Source organism: Actinomadura madurae (assembly GCF_900115095.1).
GTDB lineage: Bacteria > Actinomycetota > Actinomycetes > Streptosporangiales > Streptosporangiaceae > Spirillospora > Spirillospora madurae.
The window spans coordinates 445,824-463,263 of the sequence record NZ_FOVH01000003.1 but is presented as its reverse complement, the minus strand read 5'-3'; the positions used below and the strand labels follow the sequence as shown (position 1 = coordinate 463,263).

The 17,440-nt window shown below is 74.2% G+C and carries 13 protein-coding genes; 8 read left to right on the top strand and 5 right to left on the bottom strand.

Annotation, left to right across the window (positions count from 1 at the left end):
• The first annotated feature begins 39 nt into the window (after nt 1–39).
• Nucleotides 40–1,794 carry a phospholipid carrier-dependent glycosyltransferase gene (locus BM339_RS11605; protein WP_083597552.1) on the top strand — a complete coding sequence of 585 codons (1,755 nt, stop codon included), beginning with the start codon at nt 40–42 and terminating at the stop codon, nt 1,792–1,794.
• Nucleotides 1,795–1,822: 28 nt separating this feature from the next.
• Here BM339_RS11605 and BM339_RS11600 read toward each other — a convergent pair whose 3' ends face one another.
• On the bottom strand, nt 1,823–2,125 hold the full coding sequence (locus BM339_RS11600) for a hypothetical protein (RefSeq protein WP_021594626.1): 303 nt from the start codon (nt 2,123–2,125) through the stop codon (nt 1,823–1,825).
• 137 nt (nt 2,126–2,262) lie between these two features.
• Nucleotides 2,263–3,099, bottom strand: coding sequence for a 16S rRNA (cytidine(1402)-2'-O)-methyltransferase (rsmI, locus tag BM339_RS11595; protein ID WP_033332095.1), 837 nt, complete (start codon nt 3,097–3,099; stop codon nt 2,263–2,265).
• Nucleotides 3,100–3,212: 113 nt separating this feature from the next.
• On the opposite strand from rsmI, the gene BM339_RS11590 reads away from it, so the two are divergent.
• Complete coding sequence (locus BM339_RS11590; RefSeq protein ID WP_075020831.1) at nt 3,213–4,904, top strand: dolichyl-phosphate-mannose--protein mannosyltransferase; 1,692 nt, start codon at nt 3,213–3,215, stop codon at nt 4,902–4,904.
• Between the two features lie 13 nt (nt 4,905–4,917).
• Here the strand turns inward: BM339_RS11590 and BM339_RS11585 are convergent, their stop codons facing one another.
• Nucleotides 4,918–6,120 (bottom strand): MFS transporter, encoded by a 1,203-nt coding sequence (locus BM339_RS11585; protein WP_075020830.1) that lies wholly within the window; start codon nt 6,118–6,120, stop codon nt 4,918–4,920.
• Between the two features lie 130 nt (nt 6,121–6,250).
• Between BM339_RS11585 and BM339_RS11580 the strand changes: the two genes are divergently transcribed.
• The 3 genes from BM339_RS11580 to bla all read left to right on the top strand — a co-directional run bounded on the left by BM339_RS11580 (nt 6,251) and on the right by bla (nt 9,399).
• Entirely contained in the window at nt 6,251–7,252 is a 1,002-nt protein-coding gene (locus BM339_RS11580) for a LacI family DNA-binding transcriptional regulator (RefSeq protein ID WP_021594622.1), read from the top strand.
• 45 nt (nt 7,253–7,297) lie between these two features.
• A complete protein-coding gene (locus BM339_RS11575) occupies nt 7,298–8,332 on the top strand; it encodes a magnesium transporter CorA family protein (protein ID WP_021594621.1) in 1,035 nt (344 codons plus the stop codon).
• Between the two features lie 107 nt (nt 8,333–8,439).
• Nucleotides 8,440–9,399, top strand: coding sequence for a class A beta-lactamase (gene bla, locus BM339_RS11570; RefSeq protein WP_021594620.1), 960 nt, complete (start codon nt 8,440–8,442; stop codon nt 9,397–9,399).
• A 71-nt stretch (nt 9,400–9,470) separates the two neighbouring features.
• On the opposite strand, the gene BM339_RS11565 is transcribed toward bla, so the two are convergent.
• Nucleotides 9,471–11,123 (bottom strand): penicillin-binding transpeptidase domain-containing protein, encoded by a 1,653-nt coding sequence (locus BM339_RS11565; RefSeq protein WP_075020960.1) that lies wholly within the window; start codon nt 11,121–11,123, stop codon nt 9,471–9,473.
• A 110-nt stretch (nt 11,124–11,233) separates the two neighbouring features.
• Between BM339_RS11565 and BM339_RS11560 the strand changes: the two genes are divergently transcribed.
• The 3 genes from BM339_RS11560 (at nt 11,234) to BM339_RS11550 (ending at nt 15,971) form a co-directional block, all read left to right on the top strand.
• Entirely contained in the window at nt 11,234–12,196 is a 963-nt protein-coding gene (locus tag BM339_RS11560) for a LysR family transcriptional regulator (protein ID WP_075020829.1), read from the top strand.
• A 50-nt stretch (nt 12,197–12,246) separates the two neighbouring features.
• Nucleotides 12,247–13,155, top strand: coding sequence for a serine hydrolase (locus tag BM339_RS11555; protein ID WP_021594617.1), 909 nt, complete (start codon nt 12,247–12,249; stop codon nt 13,153–13,155).
• Nucleotides 13,156–13,241: 86 nt separating this feature from the next.
• Entirely contained in the window at nt 13,242–15,971 is a 2,730-nt protein-coding gene (locus BM339_RS11550; protein ID WP_021594616.1) for an AAA family ATPase, read from the top strand.
• Here BM339_RS11550 and BM339_RS11545 read toward each other — a convergent pair.
• A complete protein-coding gene (locus tag BM339_RS11545; protein WP_075020828.1) occupies nt 15,962–17,296 on the bottom strand; it encodes an amidase in 1,335 nt (444 codons plus the stop codon). The two genes, BM339_RS11550 and BM339_RS11545, sit on opposite strands and share 10 nt — an antisense overlap.
• Nucleotides 17,297–17,440: the final 144 nt, after the last annotated feature.

Genomic DNA, 17,440 nt, shown 5'->3' with positions numbered 1-17,440 from the left:
ACCGGACCGGGGGCCGGACACCGAAGGGGAGGTGCGGCAGTGGCGGGGGATACGCCGCGGGGCACCGCGCTCGACGATGCGGCGCAGGGCGGCACGGCCCTGGCCACGGCGGGCGGGGCCGCCGTGAACGGGCCCGCGGCGGGGTCGAAGGTCGACACGCCCGGCGGGACGGCGACCGCGACGGATTCGGACACCGCCATTAAGGACGGTCCGGAATCCGGCTCCCCGACCGGCCCGGAAACCGGGGACCCGCCGGGCGGCGAGACCTCCGCCGCAGGTGGCCGACGGCGCGCCCGCGGGCTCTGGACGCTCGCGCGCCGGCACCCCGCGTTCAGTGTGATCATTACCACAGCGGCGCTGCTCCGCCTGGTCGCGATGCTCGGCTACCAGCCGGTGATGTTCTTCAACGACAGCTTCGACTACCTGAACGTCGCGATGGACCCGTACCCGCACCCGCTGCGGCCCGACGGGTACTCGTTCCTGCTCGTCCTGCTCAAGCCGTTCCACAGCTTCGCGCTCGTCGCCGCGCTGCAGCACCTCATGGGCCTCGGCATGGGCGTGATGATCTACGCGCTGCTGCGCCGCAAGTTCCGGCTGCCGGGCTGGGGCGCCGCGCTCGCGTCCGCGCCGGTGCTGCTGGACGCCTACCAGCTGCAGCTGGAGCACCTGGTGCTGTCGGACACGATGTTCACCTTCCTCGTGATGTGCGCGGTGACGCTGCTGCTGTGGCACGACCGCCCCACCTGGAAGATCGCCGCGGCGGTCGGGCTCATCGTCGGACTGGCGTGGCTGACCCGCTCGGTCGGGATGCCGGTGCTGCTCGGCGTGCTGGTGTACATGCTGATCCGGCGCAGCGGCTGGAAGGTGATGGCCGTGACGCTGGCCGCCTGCTCGCTGCCCGTGCTCGCCTACGCGGGCTGGTACAAGGCCGACAGCGACAAGTTCGCGATCACCGAGAGCAACGGGATCTTCCTGTACGCCCGGGTGTACAAGTTCGCCGACTGCCACCAGATGAAGAACCTGCCGGTGAGCGAGTACCCGCTGTGCACCGAGCCCGCGAACCGGCTGCCGAACTCGCAGGACGGCATCTGGAACGCCCGCTCCCCGCTCAACCGCTACACCGGCACGCGGTTCAGCCCGGAGAACAACGCGCTCGGCAACGACTTCGCCAAGCGGGCGATCATCGCGCAGCCCGCCGACTACCTCCAGGTCGTCGCGCACGACTTCTTCCGGGTGTTCCGGTGGGACCGGACGGTGTTCCCCGACGAGGCGACGTACTCGCAGTACGAGTTCCGCAAGACGAGCAGGCCGCTGCCCGACTGGCACATGCCCCGCGGCGGGACGGCGTCCCAGGACGCGAAGGGCTACGAGCACGGGGACGCGCGCACGCAGGTCGTGGAGCCGTTCGCCGGCGTCGCCCGCGGCTACCAGGACGTCTTCTACCTGCGCGGAACGATGATCGGTGGCATCCTGCTCGTCGGCCTGGCCGGGCTGGTCCCGCTGTGGCGCCGGTTCGGCGGCGCGGCGCTGCTGCCCTGGACGCTCGCGACCGGGCTGCTGCTGGCCCCGGCCGCGACCGCCGAGTTCGACTACCGGTACGTGCTGCCCGCCGTCCCGCTGGCGGCGCTCGCCGCGGGCATGGCGTTCACGCCCGAGGTCCGCGGCACGGTCGCCGGCTGGGCGCGCCGCCTCCGCCGCCGTGCCGCCTCGACCCCGAAGGACGAGCAGGAAGCACAGGACGCGCAGACCCCGGTGGACGTGCAGAAGGCCACGGCGTCCCAGGTGCCGTCCTAGAGGGTCCTAGAGGTCGCCCTTGGGGCGCCTACCAGGCGTGCATCCGGCGGAGATGGAACACCATCGCCACATCGCTGCTGCTGCGGGCCTTCGGCACCTCGCCCTGCCTGCCGCGCACCGCGGACAGCGCCTTGATGTTCTCGCTCCCGCACTTCGGGCAGCACCGGTCCATCCACGGCGTGGTGCAGGGCTGGCCGTCCCGCACGTAGATGACCGCCTCGTTGCCGTGCCCGTCACCGGAGTGCCGGACCTCGAACTCCTCGTCCCAGGTCGTCGCGCAGCTCAGGCACTCCAAGCCCCAGACCTCGTGGCTCGTCCATGCATCCAGCACGGCATTCACCCCCTCGGCGGCCGCCTCACACGGTTCTGACTCCATGGTGACCCCGCCGGCACGGTTCTGCCACGCCCTCGGTCACCCGATGTTCTGTATGCCCAGAAAGAACCGGATGGACCGTTCCGATGCCGTGACTATTTCCTCGCCTGGACGACCGCGTCATAGACCGTCCGCTTCGGGGCGCCGTTCTCCCGGGCGACCTCCGCGATCGCCTGCTTGCGCGGCGTTCCGGCCTCCTCGCGGGCGGCGACCGCCGCCGCCAGGTCGGCCGGGTCCGACAGCCCCGGCCGCTCCGGCGCGCCGCCGACGACCAGCGTGATCTCGCCGAGCACGCCGTCCCGCGCCCATTCGGCGAGGTCGCCGAGCGGCCCCCGCCGGACCTCCTCGTAGGTCTTGGTCAGCTCGCGGCACACCGCCGCGGGGCGGTCGGCGCCGAACGCGTCCGCCATCGCGGCGAGGGTGGCCGGCAGCCGGCGCGGCGACTCGAAGAAGACCAGCGTGCGGGGCTCGTCCGCCAGCGCGGCCAGCCGACGGGCCCGCTCGCCCTGCTTGCGGGGCGGGAACCCCTCGAAGCAGAACCGGTCCGTGGGCAGGCCCGACACCGCCAGCGCGGTCGTGACGGCGGACGGCCCCGGCAGCACCGTGACCGGGACGCCCGCGGCGACCGCCGCGACGACGAGCCGGTACCCGGGATCGGACACGCCCGGCATGCCCGCGTCGGTGATGACCAGGACGTCGCGGCCGGCCAGCAGGTCCTCCACCAGCCCCGCGGCCCGCGCCCGCTCGTTCAGGTCGTTGTACGACACCACCCGGGCCGCGATCTCCACGCCGAGGTCGCCCGCGAGCCGCCGTAGCCGCCGCGTGTCCTCGGCCGCGATCACCGGTGCGTCCGCCAGCGCCGCCCGCAGCCGGGCGGAGGCGTCCTCCGCCCGGCCGATGGGCGCCGCCGCCAGCAAGAGAGTCCCAGTCACAGAGGTATCTTCCCAGCGGCGCGATCCCCGGGAACCCGGGCCCGCCCGGGACGACGGGCGGGGTCCGCGCTTCGGCGCGCATCCCGGCGGCCGGGCGCCCGTACGATGGCGTGATGGCGACGACGGATCTGGCCTCGGCTCCCGCTCCCGCGTCGCGGCGGCGGCCGCCCTCGCTCCGGGAGTGGCTCGCCCCCGCGATACCGGGGAGCCCGCTGCTGTCCTGGCTGGGGCCGCTGCTGGTCACGGCGATCGCCGGGTACCTGCGGTTCGACCGGCTGGGGTCGCCGAAGGCGGTCGTCTTCGACGAGACGTACTACGCCAAGGACGCGCTCGCCCTGCTGAAGTACGGCTGGGAGCACAACACCGTCGAGAACGCCGACAAGATGCTCATCGCCGACCCGGACGCGCACATCTGGGGAAGCGGGCCCGCGTTCGTCGCGCACCCGCCGTTCGGCAAGTGGATGATCGCGATCGGCGAATGGATGTTCGGCGCGACGCCGTTCGGCTGGCGGTTCATGCCGGCGCTGGTCGGGACGCTGTCGGTGCTGATCCTGTGCCGGGTCGCGCGCCGGATGACCGGGTCGACGCTGCTCGGCTGCGCGGCCGGGCTGCTGCTGGCGCTGGACGGCCTGGCCTTCGTCACGAGCCGGGCCGCGCTGCTGGACGTGTTCGTCATGTTCTGGGTGCTCGCCGGGTTCGCCTGCCTGGTGAACGACCGCGACCGGTCCCGCCGCGATCTCGCCGAGAAGATCGAGCGCGGGCACACCTCGGTGTACGGGCCGTTCCTCGCGCACGGCTGGCGCTGGGGCGCCGGTGTCTGCCTCGGCCTCGCCTGCGCGACCAAGTGGACGGGGATCTTCTACGTCGCCGCGTTCGGGCTGATGGTCGTGCTGTGGGACTACGGCGCCCGCCGGGCGGCCGGGGTGCGGGCGCCGTTCGCCGGGACGATGCTGCTGGAGGCCGTCCCGGCGTTCGTCCAGCTCGTCGTGGTGGGCCTGGTGACGTACCTCGCGACCTGGTGGGGATGGATCTTCAAGCCGGGCGGCTGGGGACGCGGGAAGGCGTCCGACCACCTGCTGCTGCGCCCGTTCGAGGCACTGCCGGACCTGTGGCGCTACCACTCGGAGATGCTCGGCTTCCACACCGGGCTGGACGCCAAGCACCCGTACCAGTCGTGGCCGTGGGACTGGCCGGTCCTGCGCCGTCCGGTCGCGTTCTTCTACACCGAGCCGAAGAACGCGTGCGGCGGCGCGTCCCGCTGCTCCCGCGAGATCCTCGGGATCGGCACGCCCGCGCTGTGGTGGGGCGCGCTGGTCGCGCTGGTCATCGTGGTGTTCATCTGGCTCATCCTGCGGGACTGGCGGGCCGGGGCGATCCTGCTCGGGTTCCTCGCGGGCTGGCTGTCCTGGTTCCCGTCGGCGTTCGCCGAGCGGACGATGTTCCTGTTCTACGCGACCCCCCTGATCCCGTTCATGGTGCTGGCGGTCGTCCTGGTGCTGGGGTATCTGATCGGGCCCGCCCCGGCGGGGATGGCGGGCGCGCACGCGGCGCGTTCCGGCGAGAGCGGGTACGACGGGAGCTACGCCACCGCCGACGACCTGCCCGAACGGCACGACGCGGGCGGGGGGCGCCCGCCTTCGCCGCTTCAGGGCGCCGGCCTGCGGCGGCTGGTCGGCGCCGCCGCCGCGGGCGCGTTCATGCTGGTGGTCCTGGCGAACTTCGCCTACTTCCACCCGATCCTGTCGGCGCAGACGCTCCCGTACGACGACTGGCACGAGCGGATCTGGTTCCAGTCCTGGGTCTAGGCCGTCCGCCGGTCTATGCGGCGGCGTTCGCGGTGACGGCCGCGGCCCTGACCGGACGCAGCGTCCGGCCGCCGAGCATGCACAGGAGCAGGGCGAGGACGCCGCCGGCACCCGCGCCCGCGAAGGCGCCGGGGACGCCCGCGAGGTCCTGCCCGATCCCGGAGACGAAGGAGCCCAGCGAGCCTCCCGCGCCGACCGCCGCGACGACCCACGCGAACGCCTCGGTGACGGTGCCGCTCGGCGCGAGCCGGTCGACGAGGCTGAAGCTGCACGCCAGGACGGGCGCGAGGAAGACGCCGGAGAGGAACGCCAGCACCGACATGACGGGCAGGCCCGGCGCGAGGACGAGCGGCACGTACCCGGCGGCGAGCGCGGCCAGCAGCCAGGGCAGCCGGTGGTGCGGCTCGCCGGCCCAGGAGCGGGCGCCGTAGACGATCCCGCCGATGAGCGCGCCGCCCGCCATGCAGGCCAGCAGCAGCCCGGACGCGAGGTCCCGGCCCTGCTCCTCGGCGTAGGCGACGACGGCGACGGCGTAGACGCCGAGCGCGACGCCGGCGCAGGCGAGGGACAGCAGCAGGACGCGCAGTCCCGGGGAGCGCAGCGGACCGGCCCAGTCGGAGGCGCGCGGCGCGCCCCGCCACCGGCGGGACGGCCCGGACAGCGCGACGACGAGCGTCCCGGCGATGCCGAGGGCGCCGGTGATCAGCAGCGCGGTCTCGGTGTTCACGAGGGCCGCGGCGACGACGAGCAGCGGCCCGACGGTGAAGATGACCTCCTGGGCGGCGGCGTCCAGCGCGTAGGCGGCGTCGACCTGCTCGGGGCCGTCGAGGACGTCCGGCCAGAGGGCGCGCAGCCCGGCCTCCAGCGGCGGGGTGGCGAACCCCGCGGCGACCACGGCGGCGACGGACACCGGGAGCGGGTCGGCGCCGACGGCGGCGAGGAGGGCGAACCCGGCGGCGGCGACGCAGGCGGCGGGCACGAGGACGCGCGGCTGCCCGGCACGGTCCATGACGCGGCCGAGGACGGGCTGCCCGGCGGCCGTCGCGAGCCCGAAGACGGCGGCGAGCGTCCCGGCGAGGGGGTAGCCGCCTCCGTCGGCCCGGATGTGGAGGACGACGGCGAGCATGCCCATGCCGTTCGGCAGCCGGCCGAGCAGGGTGCCGCCCAGCAGCCGTCCCGCGTAGGGCCGGCGGAGGAAGACGACGTAGCCGCGCATGTGTCCAGCCCCCCGCTGTACTGTGTGGTCGATCCCCGTCATACGTATAACCCGACCGGTCATACGTACCATCTCCGGACCCTTCGGCTCTAGTCTGTTTTTGTCCTGATATCGAGGCAGGGAGGTGCGGGTGCCGGCCATCAGCCGTCCCACCAGCAAGGACGTGGCTCAGGAGGCCGGGGTCTCGCAGTCCACGGTCTCGCTCGTGCTGGGCGGCAAGTGGAGCGGCCGCGTCTCCCCCGCCACGGTCCGCAGCGTGCGCAGCGCCGCCGAGCGGCTCGGCTACCGGCCGAACCAGGCGGCCCGGAACCTGCGCCTCGGCACGACCCGGACCGTCCTGCTGATGGTCCCCACCCTGACCGCGCCGTTCTTCGGGCCCGTCTACACGGGCGCCGCGCGGGTCGCGGCCCGGCACGGCTTCGGAGTGGTGGTCTCCACCTGGCCGGACGACGCGACGGGGCCCGCCGACAGCCCGTTCGCGGCGCCGGACGAGGCGATCGACGGCATCCTCGCGTCCTCGATGGCCCCGGAGGCCCTCGCCGGGTTCCCCGGGACGCCCGCCGTGATGCTCGACAGCGGGCCCCGCGGCGACGTCCCCACGGTCGACTTCGGCGTCGCCGACGGGATGCGCGCGATCGCCGGGCACCTCGCCGGACTCGGCCACCGCCGGATCGGGCACCTGGCCGCGGCCGTCGACCAGTGGACGTTCCACGCCCGCGCCGAGGCCCTCACCGCCGCCTTCGCGGACCTGCCCGGCGGCGTGGTGACCCGCGCGGCCTGCGCGATCGACGTCGGTGCGGCGAAGGACGCCGCCGTCCGGCTGCTGGCGAACCCCGACCCGCCGACCGCGCTGGTGTGCGACGACGACCTGGTCGCGGCGGGCGCGTACAAGGCGGCGCGGGCGGTCGGCCTGGACGTCCCGTCCGAGCTCTCGGTCACCGGCTTCGACGACGTCCTGCTGGCGACGGCGCTGGAGCCCGAGCTGACGACCGTCCGGCTCCCCGCCGAGGAGATGGGCGCGGCGGGCATGACGGCGCTGCTGGACCTGCTCGCCGGACGCACTCCCGCTCCCCGCGTCCTGCCCGGCGATCTGGTCGTGCGGGGCTCCACGGCCTCCCCCCGGTACGGCTGACCGCGCGGTCCCGGATTTCCCCAGAAAGCCGGGTATAAGGGGCACATGGGATCCCATCCGTCTGAGACGGACATCGAGGGGCGTCCGGAGAACCGGATCGGCGCCGCGCCCCCGAGGACCAGGGCCTGGCGCGGCGGCAAGGTCGAGGCGGAGGGCTTTCCCGTCGCGGAGGTCAGCGACCACCTGGCCCGCCCGGACGTCGTCGTGTGGCTCGACCTGTGCGGGCCGCGCCACGACGACCTCCGCGTCATCAGCGACGAACTCGGGCTCGACCCGGTCGCGGTGGAGGACGCGGTGTCCCGGCACGAGCGCGCGAAGCTCGACCGCTACGACGGCTACGGGTTCCTCAACGTGTACGTGCCGACGGTGCGCGGCGGCCGGCTGACCATGCACGAGGTGTCGGCGTTCGTCAGCGAGCGCGCGCTCGTCACGGTCCGGCAGGACACCGGGTTCGACGTGGACGAGCTGATCCGGCGCTGGGACCAGAGCCCGGACGCCGAGGGCACCGACCAGACCGCGGCGTTCCTGCTCTACGGGGTGCTCGACATGGTCGTCGACCTGCAGATGGAGGCCGTGCAGGCGCTCGACGACGAGACCGACGAGGTCGAGGAGCTGGTCTTCGACGACGCGTTCCCGGTCAAGGAGATCCAGCGGCGCAGCTTCCTGCTGCGCAAGAACCTGGCCGCGCTGCGCCGGGTCGCGCTGCCGATGCGGGAGATCCTCAACACCCTGCTCCGCCGCGACCTGCGGCTCGTCCCGCCGGCGCTCGTGCCGTACTTCCAGGACGTCTACGACCACACGCTGCGCGTGGCGGAGTGGACGGACGGCCTGCGCGACCTCGTCGCCGACCTGCTCGACACCCGGCTGGCGCTCCAGGGCAACCGCATGAACGAGGTGATGAAGAAGGTCACCAGCTGGGCGGCGATCATCGCCGTGCCGACCGCGGTCACCGGGTTCTACGGGCAGAACATCCCGTATCCGGGGTTCTCGCAGCACTCCGGGTTCATCGTGAGCACGGTCATCATCGTCGTGTGCAGCGTCGGCCTCTACGTGGTCTTCAAGCTCCGCGACTGGCTCTAGCCGCCGCGGCGTCCCAGCTCAGGGCCGACGAATATCCGTTCGCGTATCGATCATCATCCGATATCAATATTGGACATCGCGCCGGCGGCTCTGGTCTCCTCTCCCGCATGACGACACACGCTCCCCATATCCGGCGGTTCGGCGCGGCCGCCCTCGCTCTGTCCACGTTGGCCGGGATCGCCGGCTGCGGCGCCGGGTCCGAAACGTCCACCCGGAACGCGGCACCGCGGAGCAACACCTCGCAGGTGGCGACGTCCCCCGATCCCGCGCAGGCCGAGGTCACCGAGCGGATCAAGCGGCTGGAGGCGGCACGGCACACGCGCATCGGCGCGTTCGCGATCGACAGCGGCACCGGGCGCTTCGTCGGGCACCGCGCGGACGAGAGCTTCCCGTTCGCCTCCACCTTCAAGGCGATGGCCTGCGGCGCGGTCCTGCGGAAGGCGCGCCAGAGCGCACCCGGCCTGCTCGACAAGGTGATCCACTACACGAAGGACGACCTCGTCGAGTACTCCCCCGTCACCGAGCAGCACGTGGACACCGGCATGACGGTCGCCGACCTCTGCCACGCCGCCATCACCCAGAGCGACAACACCGCGGGGAACCTCGTGCTGAGGCAGATCGGCGGGCCGGCCGGCCTCACCGCGTTCCTCCGCACGCTCGGCGACCGCGTCAGCCGCAGCGACCGCTGGGAGACCGCGCTGAACGACTGGAGGCCGGGAGAGAAGCGCGACACCACCGCCCCGCGCCCGTGGGCGAACGACCTGCGGGCGCTCACCACCGGCGACGCGCTCGTCCCCGCCGACCGCCGCCGCCTCATCGGCTGGATGAAGGCCACGGTCACCGGGGACAAGCGGATCCGCGCCGGGCTGCCGAAGAGCTGGACGGTCGGCGACAAGACCGGCACCGCCGGCGTCTACGGCAACGCGAACGACATCGCGATCGCCTACCCGAAGTCCGGTGCCCCGCTCATCATCGTGATCACGACCACGCGCCCCGGCGCCGAGGACGAGGCCGACGAGACCTCGATCGCCCGCACCGCCACGATCCTCGCGAACGCCCTGCGCTGATCAATTGCCTTCCTCTCCTCCTTCGGGCCTTGACGGCCCTCCATCGTCGAGGAAAGCGGCGATCGCTGCGCTTACGACGCCGCGCGGAGGAAGGCGGCGGCGATGGGGGCGGCGGCTTCGGCGCCGGTGCCGCCGCCCTCGACGATCACGGCGAACGCGACGTCCTTGCGGTAGCCGATGAACCAGGCGTGCGTCGGCGGGTTCTCCCCCTCGCCGTACTCGGCGGTGCCGGTCTTGCCCGCCGTCCCGGACGGGAACCCGACCCCGGCCGCGGTCCCCTCGCTGACCACCGCGGGCATGAGCGCGTGCAGCGCGCTCTTCACCGCGGGCTCCAGCCTCTTCGGCTGCTCCGGCTCGCGGCCCCCGGCGTCGGCGGCTCGCGCGGCGAGCGAGGCGTCCACCAGGCGGGGCGAGCGCCAGGTGCCGTCCGCCGCGGCGGCGGCGACGCCCGCCATGTTCAGCGGGCTGGTCAGCACCTGGCCCTGGCCGAAGGACGCCGCCGCGAACGCGGTGTCGTCCTTGGCGTCCGGGAACGCGGCGCGCACGGCGGGCAGTCCCGCGATGATCGGCGCGTTGAAGCCGAACTGGGACGCGACCTGGGCGAGCCGCTTCTCCCCCAGCTTGTCCACGGCGAGGCGCGCGAACGTCGTGTTGCAGGAGTGCGCGAACGCCTCGCGGAGCGGGACCGTCCCGAAGTCCTCGTGCTTGTAGTTGTGGAACGACCGGCCGCCGATCGTCGTGGTGGCCGGGCAGCCGACCTTCGTGCCCGCGCCCATGCCGCCCGCGACGAGCGCCGCCGCCGTGACGACCTTGAACGTGGAGCCGGGCGGGTACTGCCCCATCAGCGCGCGGTTGTAGCCGCCGGGCTTGTTGGCCACGGCGAGGATCTCCCCGGTGGACGGGCGCAGGGCCACCATGGACGCGGGCTTCTTCACGTCCGTGAGGGCCTTGCCCGCGGCGGCCTGCACCTTCGGGTCGATGGTCGTCTTCAGCGGCTTGCCCTCGGTGCCGCCGAACCTCTGCAGCGTCTTCACCGCCCTGCCCTCCGCGTCCACGATCTGGACGGCGAGGGCGGGCGTGCCGGCGAGGTGGCGCTCGTACTGCCTCTGCAGGCCGTCCGCACCGGCCGGGTCGCCCGCGCGGTACGGGGCGCCGAGCTTCTTCGCCAGCTCGGCGGACGCCGGCCCGACCGGCCCGGCGATCTGCTGCGCGGACCCCGACGGCGACGCGCTCAGGTCGCTGCCGTCGGCGGCGAGGACGGCGGCGCGGTCCGGCCAGGCGCGGGCCGCGCGGAGCCGCTGCCCTTCCCGGAGGTCCGGGTGCATGATCTGCGGCGACCACCGGACGAGCCAGTCGCCGTCGCGCTCGACGAGCGGAAGCGCCCCCTCGAACCGCCACGCCCGGTCGCCGGCCAGCGTCAGCTCGGCGCTGTAGGCCCCGCCCGCCCGGCCGTCCTTCGGCCGGCCGACCGAGGCGACCGTGTAGCGCTGCCGGGTGACGCCGAGGTCGTCGCGCATGCGGGCGAGCCGCTGCTCGAAGTCTGCCGGCGGGCGGTCGGTCAGGGCCTTCATCGCGGCGGCGTCGCCGCCGCTCCAGGCCGCGAGGAACCGCCGCGCGGTGTCCTCCGGGTCGTCCCCGCCGCGCAGGAACCACACCGCCCCCGCCCCCACGATCACCACCGCCACCGCGATCGCGGCGGCGGCGAGCATACGGGATCGGCGCATCATCGGACTCCTTCCCCTTCGATGGAGCCACAAGGACACCAGCCGCCGCCCGGAAAGTCCAAGATTGATATCGATTCAGAGAGATATCCGGATTGCTATGATCGCTGGTCGTGAACCTGGTGGGGCACCTGCGATGCTTCGTCGTGGTCGCCGAAGAGCTGCACTTCGGCCGCGCGGCGGAGCGGCTCGGCATGGCCCAGCCGCCGCTGAGCCAGCGTATCCAGCGGCTGGAGAAGGAGCTCGGGGTGCGGCTGTTCGACCGGTCCAGCCGCCGGGTGCGGCTCACCGCGCCGGGCGGCCTGCTGCTGGAGGAGGCCCGTGACATCCTCGTCCGCGTGGACCGCGTCTACTCCGTCGCCGAGCGGGCCCGGCTGGGCGAGCTCGGCACGGTGCGCGCGGGCCTGCCGAGCGACCTCGCCGGCCCGATCGTCGCCGCGCTGATCGCCGCGTTCCGGGAGCGCCGCCCCGACCTGCGGCTCGACCTGCGCGAGACGGGGACGACGGAGCAGGTCCGGGCGCTCGCCGAGGGCGCGCTGGACGCCGGGGTGGTGCGGCACCCGTGCGACGCCCGCGACCTGGAACTCGGCCCGATGCTGGCGCAGCCCCTCGGCGTGCTGGTCCCCGCCGCCGGCGATCTCGCCGCGGCGCCCGAGGTGCGCCTGGCCGACCTCGGCGGCCGGGCGCTGGTCGTGCCGCCGCGGGAGGAGGCGCCCGGCGCCCATGACGAGGTCCTCGCGGGATGCCGCCGGCACGGGTACGCGCCGGCGGCCGTCCACGAGGCGCGGCATCCGGGGTTCGCGCTGGGGCTCGTCCTCGCCGGGACGGCGGTGGCGCTCGTCCCGCGCACCGAGGACACGGCCGGTGTGGCGTGGCGGCCCCTCGCCGGCGAGCCGCTGGCGTGGCGGACGTCGTGCGCCTGGCGGCGAGCCCGCGATCCCGAGCACGCCCGCGCGATCGCCGACTTCACCGCCGTCGCGACCGCGGTACTGCGCGACGAGGCAGGCATGACACCGCTGGACGGCGCGCCGGCGCGCCGGGTCGTCCCGCGTCCGTCGTCGGGGTTCCTGGCATGAGCGAAGCGAACCGGGGGGCGTGGGGGGTCGGCCCCCCACCAGCGGCCGGCATGAGCGAAGCGAGCCGGGACGTGGTCGTGGACGTGGTGGGGCGGATCGAGGCGGAGTTCCGGGCCGCCGGGGTCACCGGGTTCCTGCACGTCGTGGACATGGACACCGGGCGGGAGGTCGCGGTCGGCGCCGACGAGCCGGTCGTGCTCGCGTCGGTGTTCAAGGTGCCGCTGCTCGTGGCGTTCCACCGGCAGGCCGCGCGGGGGCTGCTGGATCCGGCCGAGCAGGTCACGCTGCGCCCGGACGACCGGACCGCCGGGCCGACCGGGGTGTCGGCGCTGCTGGACGAGGTGCGGATGTCGCTGCGCGACCTCACCTGCCTGATGATCACCGTCAGCGACAACGCCGCCGCCGACGTCATCATGGACCGGGTCGGCCGGGAGGCCGTCAACGCGACGGCCGCCGAGCTCGGCCTGGACGGCACCGTCATCGAGGTCGACGGCCGCGAGCTGCACGAGACGCTGCTCGCCGACGCCGGCGCGGGCAGCTTCGCCGAGGTGTGGGCCATGCTGGACGATCCGGGCGTGCGGGGGCGGCTGCGCGCCCTCGACCCGCTGCGCACGAGCCGCAGCACCCCCCGCGACATGACCCGGCTGCTGTCGATGGTCTGGCGGGACGAGGCCGCGCCCGCCGGCGGCTGCGCGGCGATGCGGCGCCTGTTCGGCCTGCAGGTGTGGCCGCACCGCCTCTCCTCCGGGTTCCCCTACGACGACGTCGTGGTCAGCGGCAAGACCGGCACGCTGCCGACGCTCCGCAACGAGGTCGGCGCCGTCGAGTACCCCGACGGGGCGCGCTACGCGGTGGCGGTGTTCACCAGGTCGCTGCTCCCGATCGCCGTCCTCCCGGAGGCCGACGCCGTCATCGGCACCGCGGCCCGCATCGCGGTGGAGTCGCTTCGCCGCCCGTGAACGTGAGCGGGGGGTGCGGACGACACACCATCCGATCTGAAAACATAAGCTGTACCCCTCTTTTGGGCGTTCTTGGGGAGAGTTCGTTGCGGCTGCCGGAGCATCTGGAACCACTGCTCACCGACGAGCCGGTGCTCGACGTCTACTCGTACGGTCCGTGGCGCGTGCCGGACGGGCTGTTCGAGGAGATCGCGACCCGGATCGACGGGCTGGCGGCCGACCCGCGGGCGGTGGAGCTGACCACCGACGAGCACAAGCTGCTGACGCTGCCGGCGTCGCTCGTCACCGCGGAGATCTTCGGGATGCTGGCGTTCCTGCCGGGCGGCGGCGCGATCAAGGCGGGCTCGTGGTCGCAGCTGCCGGAGCGGCTGCTGCACCGGCACCTGGTGAACCCGGGGCCGCTCAGCACCCGGATGACCCGCTGGGACGCGCCCGGCGGCCGGTGGCGCCCGCCGGTGGACTGGCTGATCGAGGCGCCCGACCGGGAGCTGGCGATCGAGCTGGCCCGCGACTGCCTGTCGGTGCTGGAGGGCATCGAGCCGCTGGAGGAGCGCCGCAAGGCGCTGCTGCGGCTGTACGACGACCCGCCGGCATGCGACGTGAACCTGCCCAAGATGGAGCTGCGCGAGCACTGGCACGCGCACGCGGGCGACGACATCGTCGCCGCGGTGCCCGAGCTGCTCGGGCCCGTCGGGTATCTGGAGTGGGTGTGCGCGGGGCTGCTCGCGTCGTACGAGCGGCTGTCGGAGGCGGCGCCGCGCGACGAGAGCGTCGAGGTCCACCTGATCCAGCTGCTCCTCCAGGGGAGCATGGAGGAGGTCCCGGCGGAGCTGGCGGTCGCGCTGGGCGAGGACCGGTACCGCGAGCTCCAGCAGCGGTTCCCCGCGGAGCGCCGCGGGTTCAAGGCGGGCGCGTGGCAGGAGCGGACGCGGGCGTGGCTCGTCCGGGCGCTGGTCGCGGGCGCCGCCGACGCCTGCCGCGGCTGGCTGGACATGGCGATGCGGTTCATCGCGGTCGTCCAGGGCCTGCCGGGCGACCCGTGGTTCCCGAAGTCGGAGTGGATCCCGGTCGGCCAGTTCCAGACGGACCTGCGCCGCCTGTACGCGCCGCGCCGCCGCGTCGTCAACCCGCTCACCGAGACGCTGCCGAGCCTGCCCGCGGCGGCCGACGGCGCGTCCGCGGGCGCGGCGGGCGGGCGTCCGGAGATCGCCACGTCGCTGGTCGGGCAGCCGGAGGTGACGGCGGCACTGGACGAGCTGACCCGCGGCAGCGAGCCCGTCCGGCTGCTGCTCAGCGGGCCCGACGGCACCGGCAAGCGGGACGCCGCGCAGGAGCTGGGCAAGGCGCTGGCGCTCGGCCGCGACCCGCACTGGATCACCGAGAACCTGTTCGCCGGGCAGCGCCTGTCGGACGCCGTCGCCCGGCTGCACGCCGACGCCCGCGACTGCGCCGGCGAGCGGCTGCTCATCATCGAGGGCCTGGACGGGATCGTCACCGACCCCGGCAACGGCGAGGCGCTGGCCGCCGAGCTGCACCGGCTGCTCGCCGTCCACCCGGACCTGAACCTGGTGGCGCTGTGCGACGCGGGCGGCGAGGACCGGATCCGCGACATCAACCCCGTGCTGCCGCAGCGGTTCCGGATCGCGCGGACCCGGCCGTTCACCGCGGCGGGCCACGCCGAGCTGTTCCGCCGGGCGCTGGACGCCCGCGGGGCGCGCGGGACCCGGCCGGCCGTGGAGGCGGCGGGCGCGCTGCTGGCGGCGACGCCGCCGGTGCAGACGCTCCGCAACGCCCGGCTGGCGCCGCATCTCGCCGACCTGACGGTCGCGGCGGTCCGCGCCCGGACCGCGCCCGGCGACGAGCTCGTCGTCCGCAAGCAGGACATCCCCGACACGCTGGACACCGCGCAGGTGCCCGGGAACCCGCTGGCGGAGCTGCGCGACCTCACCGGGCTCGACACCGTCAAGCACGAGATCGCGCTGCTGGTCGCCGGGACGCACGCGGCGCGGCTGCGCAGCGAGAACGGGCTCCAGATCACCCCGCCGACGCGGCACATGGTGTTCACCGGCAACCCGGGGACCGGCAAGACGATGGTGGCCCGGCTGCTCGGCCGCATCTACAAGCGGCTCGGCGTGCTGTCGTCCGGGCATCTGGTGGAGGCGTCCCGCGCCCACCTGGTCGGCGAGTACATCGGGCAGACCGCGCCCCGGACACGGCGGCTGGTGGAGCGCGCGATCGGCGGCGTGCTGTTCATCGACGAGGCGTACACGCTGACGCAGTCGCCGCTGAAGGGCGACTACGGGCACGAGGCGATCGCCGAGCTGGTCAAGCTGATGGAGGACCACCGCGACGACCTGGTCGTGATCGTCGCCGGCTACCAGCAGGAGATGGCCGAGTTCCTCGCCGCCAACCCGGGCCTGGACTCGCGCTTCCCCAAGCAGATCCACTTCCCGGACTACACCGACGACGAGCTGATCACCGTGTTCGGGCAGCTCGCCGCCGCCGACGGGTTCGAGCTGGCGCCCGGCACCGCCGACGTGCTGCGGACGATGCTGCGCCGCGCGCCCCGCGGCCCGTCGTTCGGCAACGGCCGCCTGATGCGCAACATGCTGGACGTCGCCGTCGCGAACCAGGCGGACCGGGTCGCGTCCGCCGCCGTGTCGGTCAGGAAGGAGGGGCCGGCCGGGAAGGGCGCGTCCGGGAAGGACGGGGAGCCGGTCAAGGTGCCCAGCCGGAAGGAGCTGGTCACCCTGACCGCCGACGACCTGCCGCCGCTCCTCGACCACCCCGAGGAGTTCTTCGGGCTCTACCTCTGACCGGAGCTCTCCGGGGGGTGTGGGGGGTCGTCCCCCCGCAGAGGCCCGAGCCGGTCGGCGGCGGCGAAGAGGAGGCTCTCGGCGCCGCGCCGGGCGACGAGCTGCGCCCCGACGGGCAGGCCGCCGACGGTCCCGGCGGGGACGGTCAGCGCGGGCAGCCCCAGCACGTTCCACGCGGACGTGAGGCTGACCAGCAGCGGGGTGAGGGGGCCGAGCCCGACCTCGGTGGCACCGATCGGCGGGGCGGTGATCGGCATGGTGGGCATCGCCAGCAGGTCGTAGCGGTCGAGCAGCGCGTCGACCTCCCGCGCGTGCCGGTCCCGCTCGCGCAGCGCCCGGACGAGCCGCCAGCCGGGCATCCGGGCGGCCTCCTCCAGGCGCCCGAGCGTCTCCGGCCGGTAGAGGCCGGGCGCCTCGGCGACCCGTTCGGCGTGCACGTCGGCCGCCTCGCTGAACTCGACGGCGAGGAACACCTGCCGGATCCCGGCGAAGTCGACCCGCTCGGCGGGCGCGTCCGGGAACAGCGCCCGGACGGTCCGCTCCACCTCGGGGTCGCAGGCGGGCGGCTCGATCCAGGCGATCCGCCCGTGCGGGGCGGCCGCGTCCACGGGCGCGGGGTCGGCCTCCGCGGGACCGGTCAGGGCGCGGTAGGCGGTGCGGCAGTCGGCGGCGGTGCCGGCGAGGACGCCCACGTGGTCCAGCGAGCGCGCCAGCGGGAACACGCCGTCGGCGGGGATCGCGCCGTGCGCGGGCTTGAATCCGGCGATCCCGCAGAACGCGGACGGGATGCGCACCGACCCGCCGGTGTCGGTGCCGAGGGCGAGCGGGACCATCCCGGCGGCGACGGCGACCGCGCTGCCGCTGCTGGACCCGCCCGACATCCGCTCCCGGTCGTGCGGGTTGCGCACCGGGCCGTTCACCGACACATCGCCGGTGCCGCCGAACGCGAACTCCTGCGTGCCGGTCTTCCCGACGATGACGGCGCCGGCGTCGCGGAGCATCGTCACGCACGCGGCGTCGACGTCGGCGACATTGCCGGCGTAGTGCGCCGAGCCCATCCCGGTGGGCAGGCCCGCGACGTCGATGATGTCCTTCACGGCGACGGGGACGCCGTGCAGCGGGCCCCGGTCGATGCCGGACGCCCGCTCCTCGTCCGCCCACGCGGCGGCGGCATCGGCGCCCTCCGGGTCCAGGGTCACGAAGGCGTTCAGGTCGGGGTCGACGGACTCCAGGGCGCGCGCGGCCAGCTCCCGCGCCGACGCCCGTCCCGAACGCAGGTCGCGGCCGATGCCGGCCAGCGTCCGTCCGGAGAAGAACCCGCCCATTCCGCCTCCTTGCCCGTCACCCGTACCGGTCTGCGTAGCATGGCAGACCGCACGCCGGCCGGGACGCCGGACGCCCGAGACCTCCGCTGGTCGCTCTGCGTCGCCCATTCGTCGCACAGCGTCAGCCTCTCGTCGCAGCCCGTC

What these genes read in the sequence shown, in the direction of transcription:
- BM339_RS11590 (WP_075020831.1), top strand. Translation starts at nt 3,213, where the DNA reads ATGGCGACGACGGATCTGGCCTCGGCTCCCGCTCCCGCGTCGCGGCGG.
- BM339_RS11585 (WP_075020830.1), bottom strand. Translation starts at nt 6,120, where the DNA reads ATGCGCGGCTACGTCGTCTTCCTCCGCCGGCCCTACGCGGGACGGCTG.
- BM339_RS11575 (WP_021594621.1), top strand. Translation starts at nt 7,298, where the DNA reads ATGGGATCCCATCCGTCTGAGACGGACATCGAGGGGCGTCCGGAGAAC.
- bla (WP_021594620.1), top strand. Translation starts at nt 8,440, where the DNA reads ATGACGACACACGCTCCCCATATCCGGCGGTTCGGCGCGGCCGCCCTC.
- BM339_RS11565 (WP_075020960.1), bottom strand. Translation starts at nt 11,123, where the DNA reads ATGCGCCGATCCCGTATGCTCGCCGCCGCCGCGATCGCGGTGGCGGTG.
- BM339_RS11555 (WP_021594617.1), top strand. Translation starts at nt 12,247, where the DNA reads ATGAGCGAAGCGAGCCGGGACGTGGTCGTGGACGTGGTGGGGCGGATC.
- BM339_RS11545 (WP_075020828.1), bottom strand. Translation starts at nt 17,296, where the DNA reads ATGGGCGGGTTCTTCTCCGGACGGACGCTGGCCGGCATCGGCCGCGAC.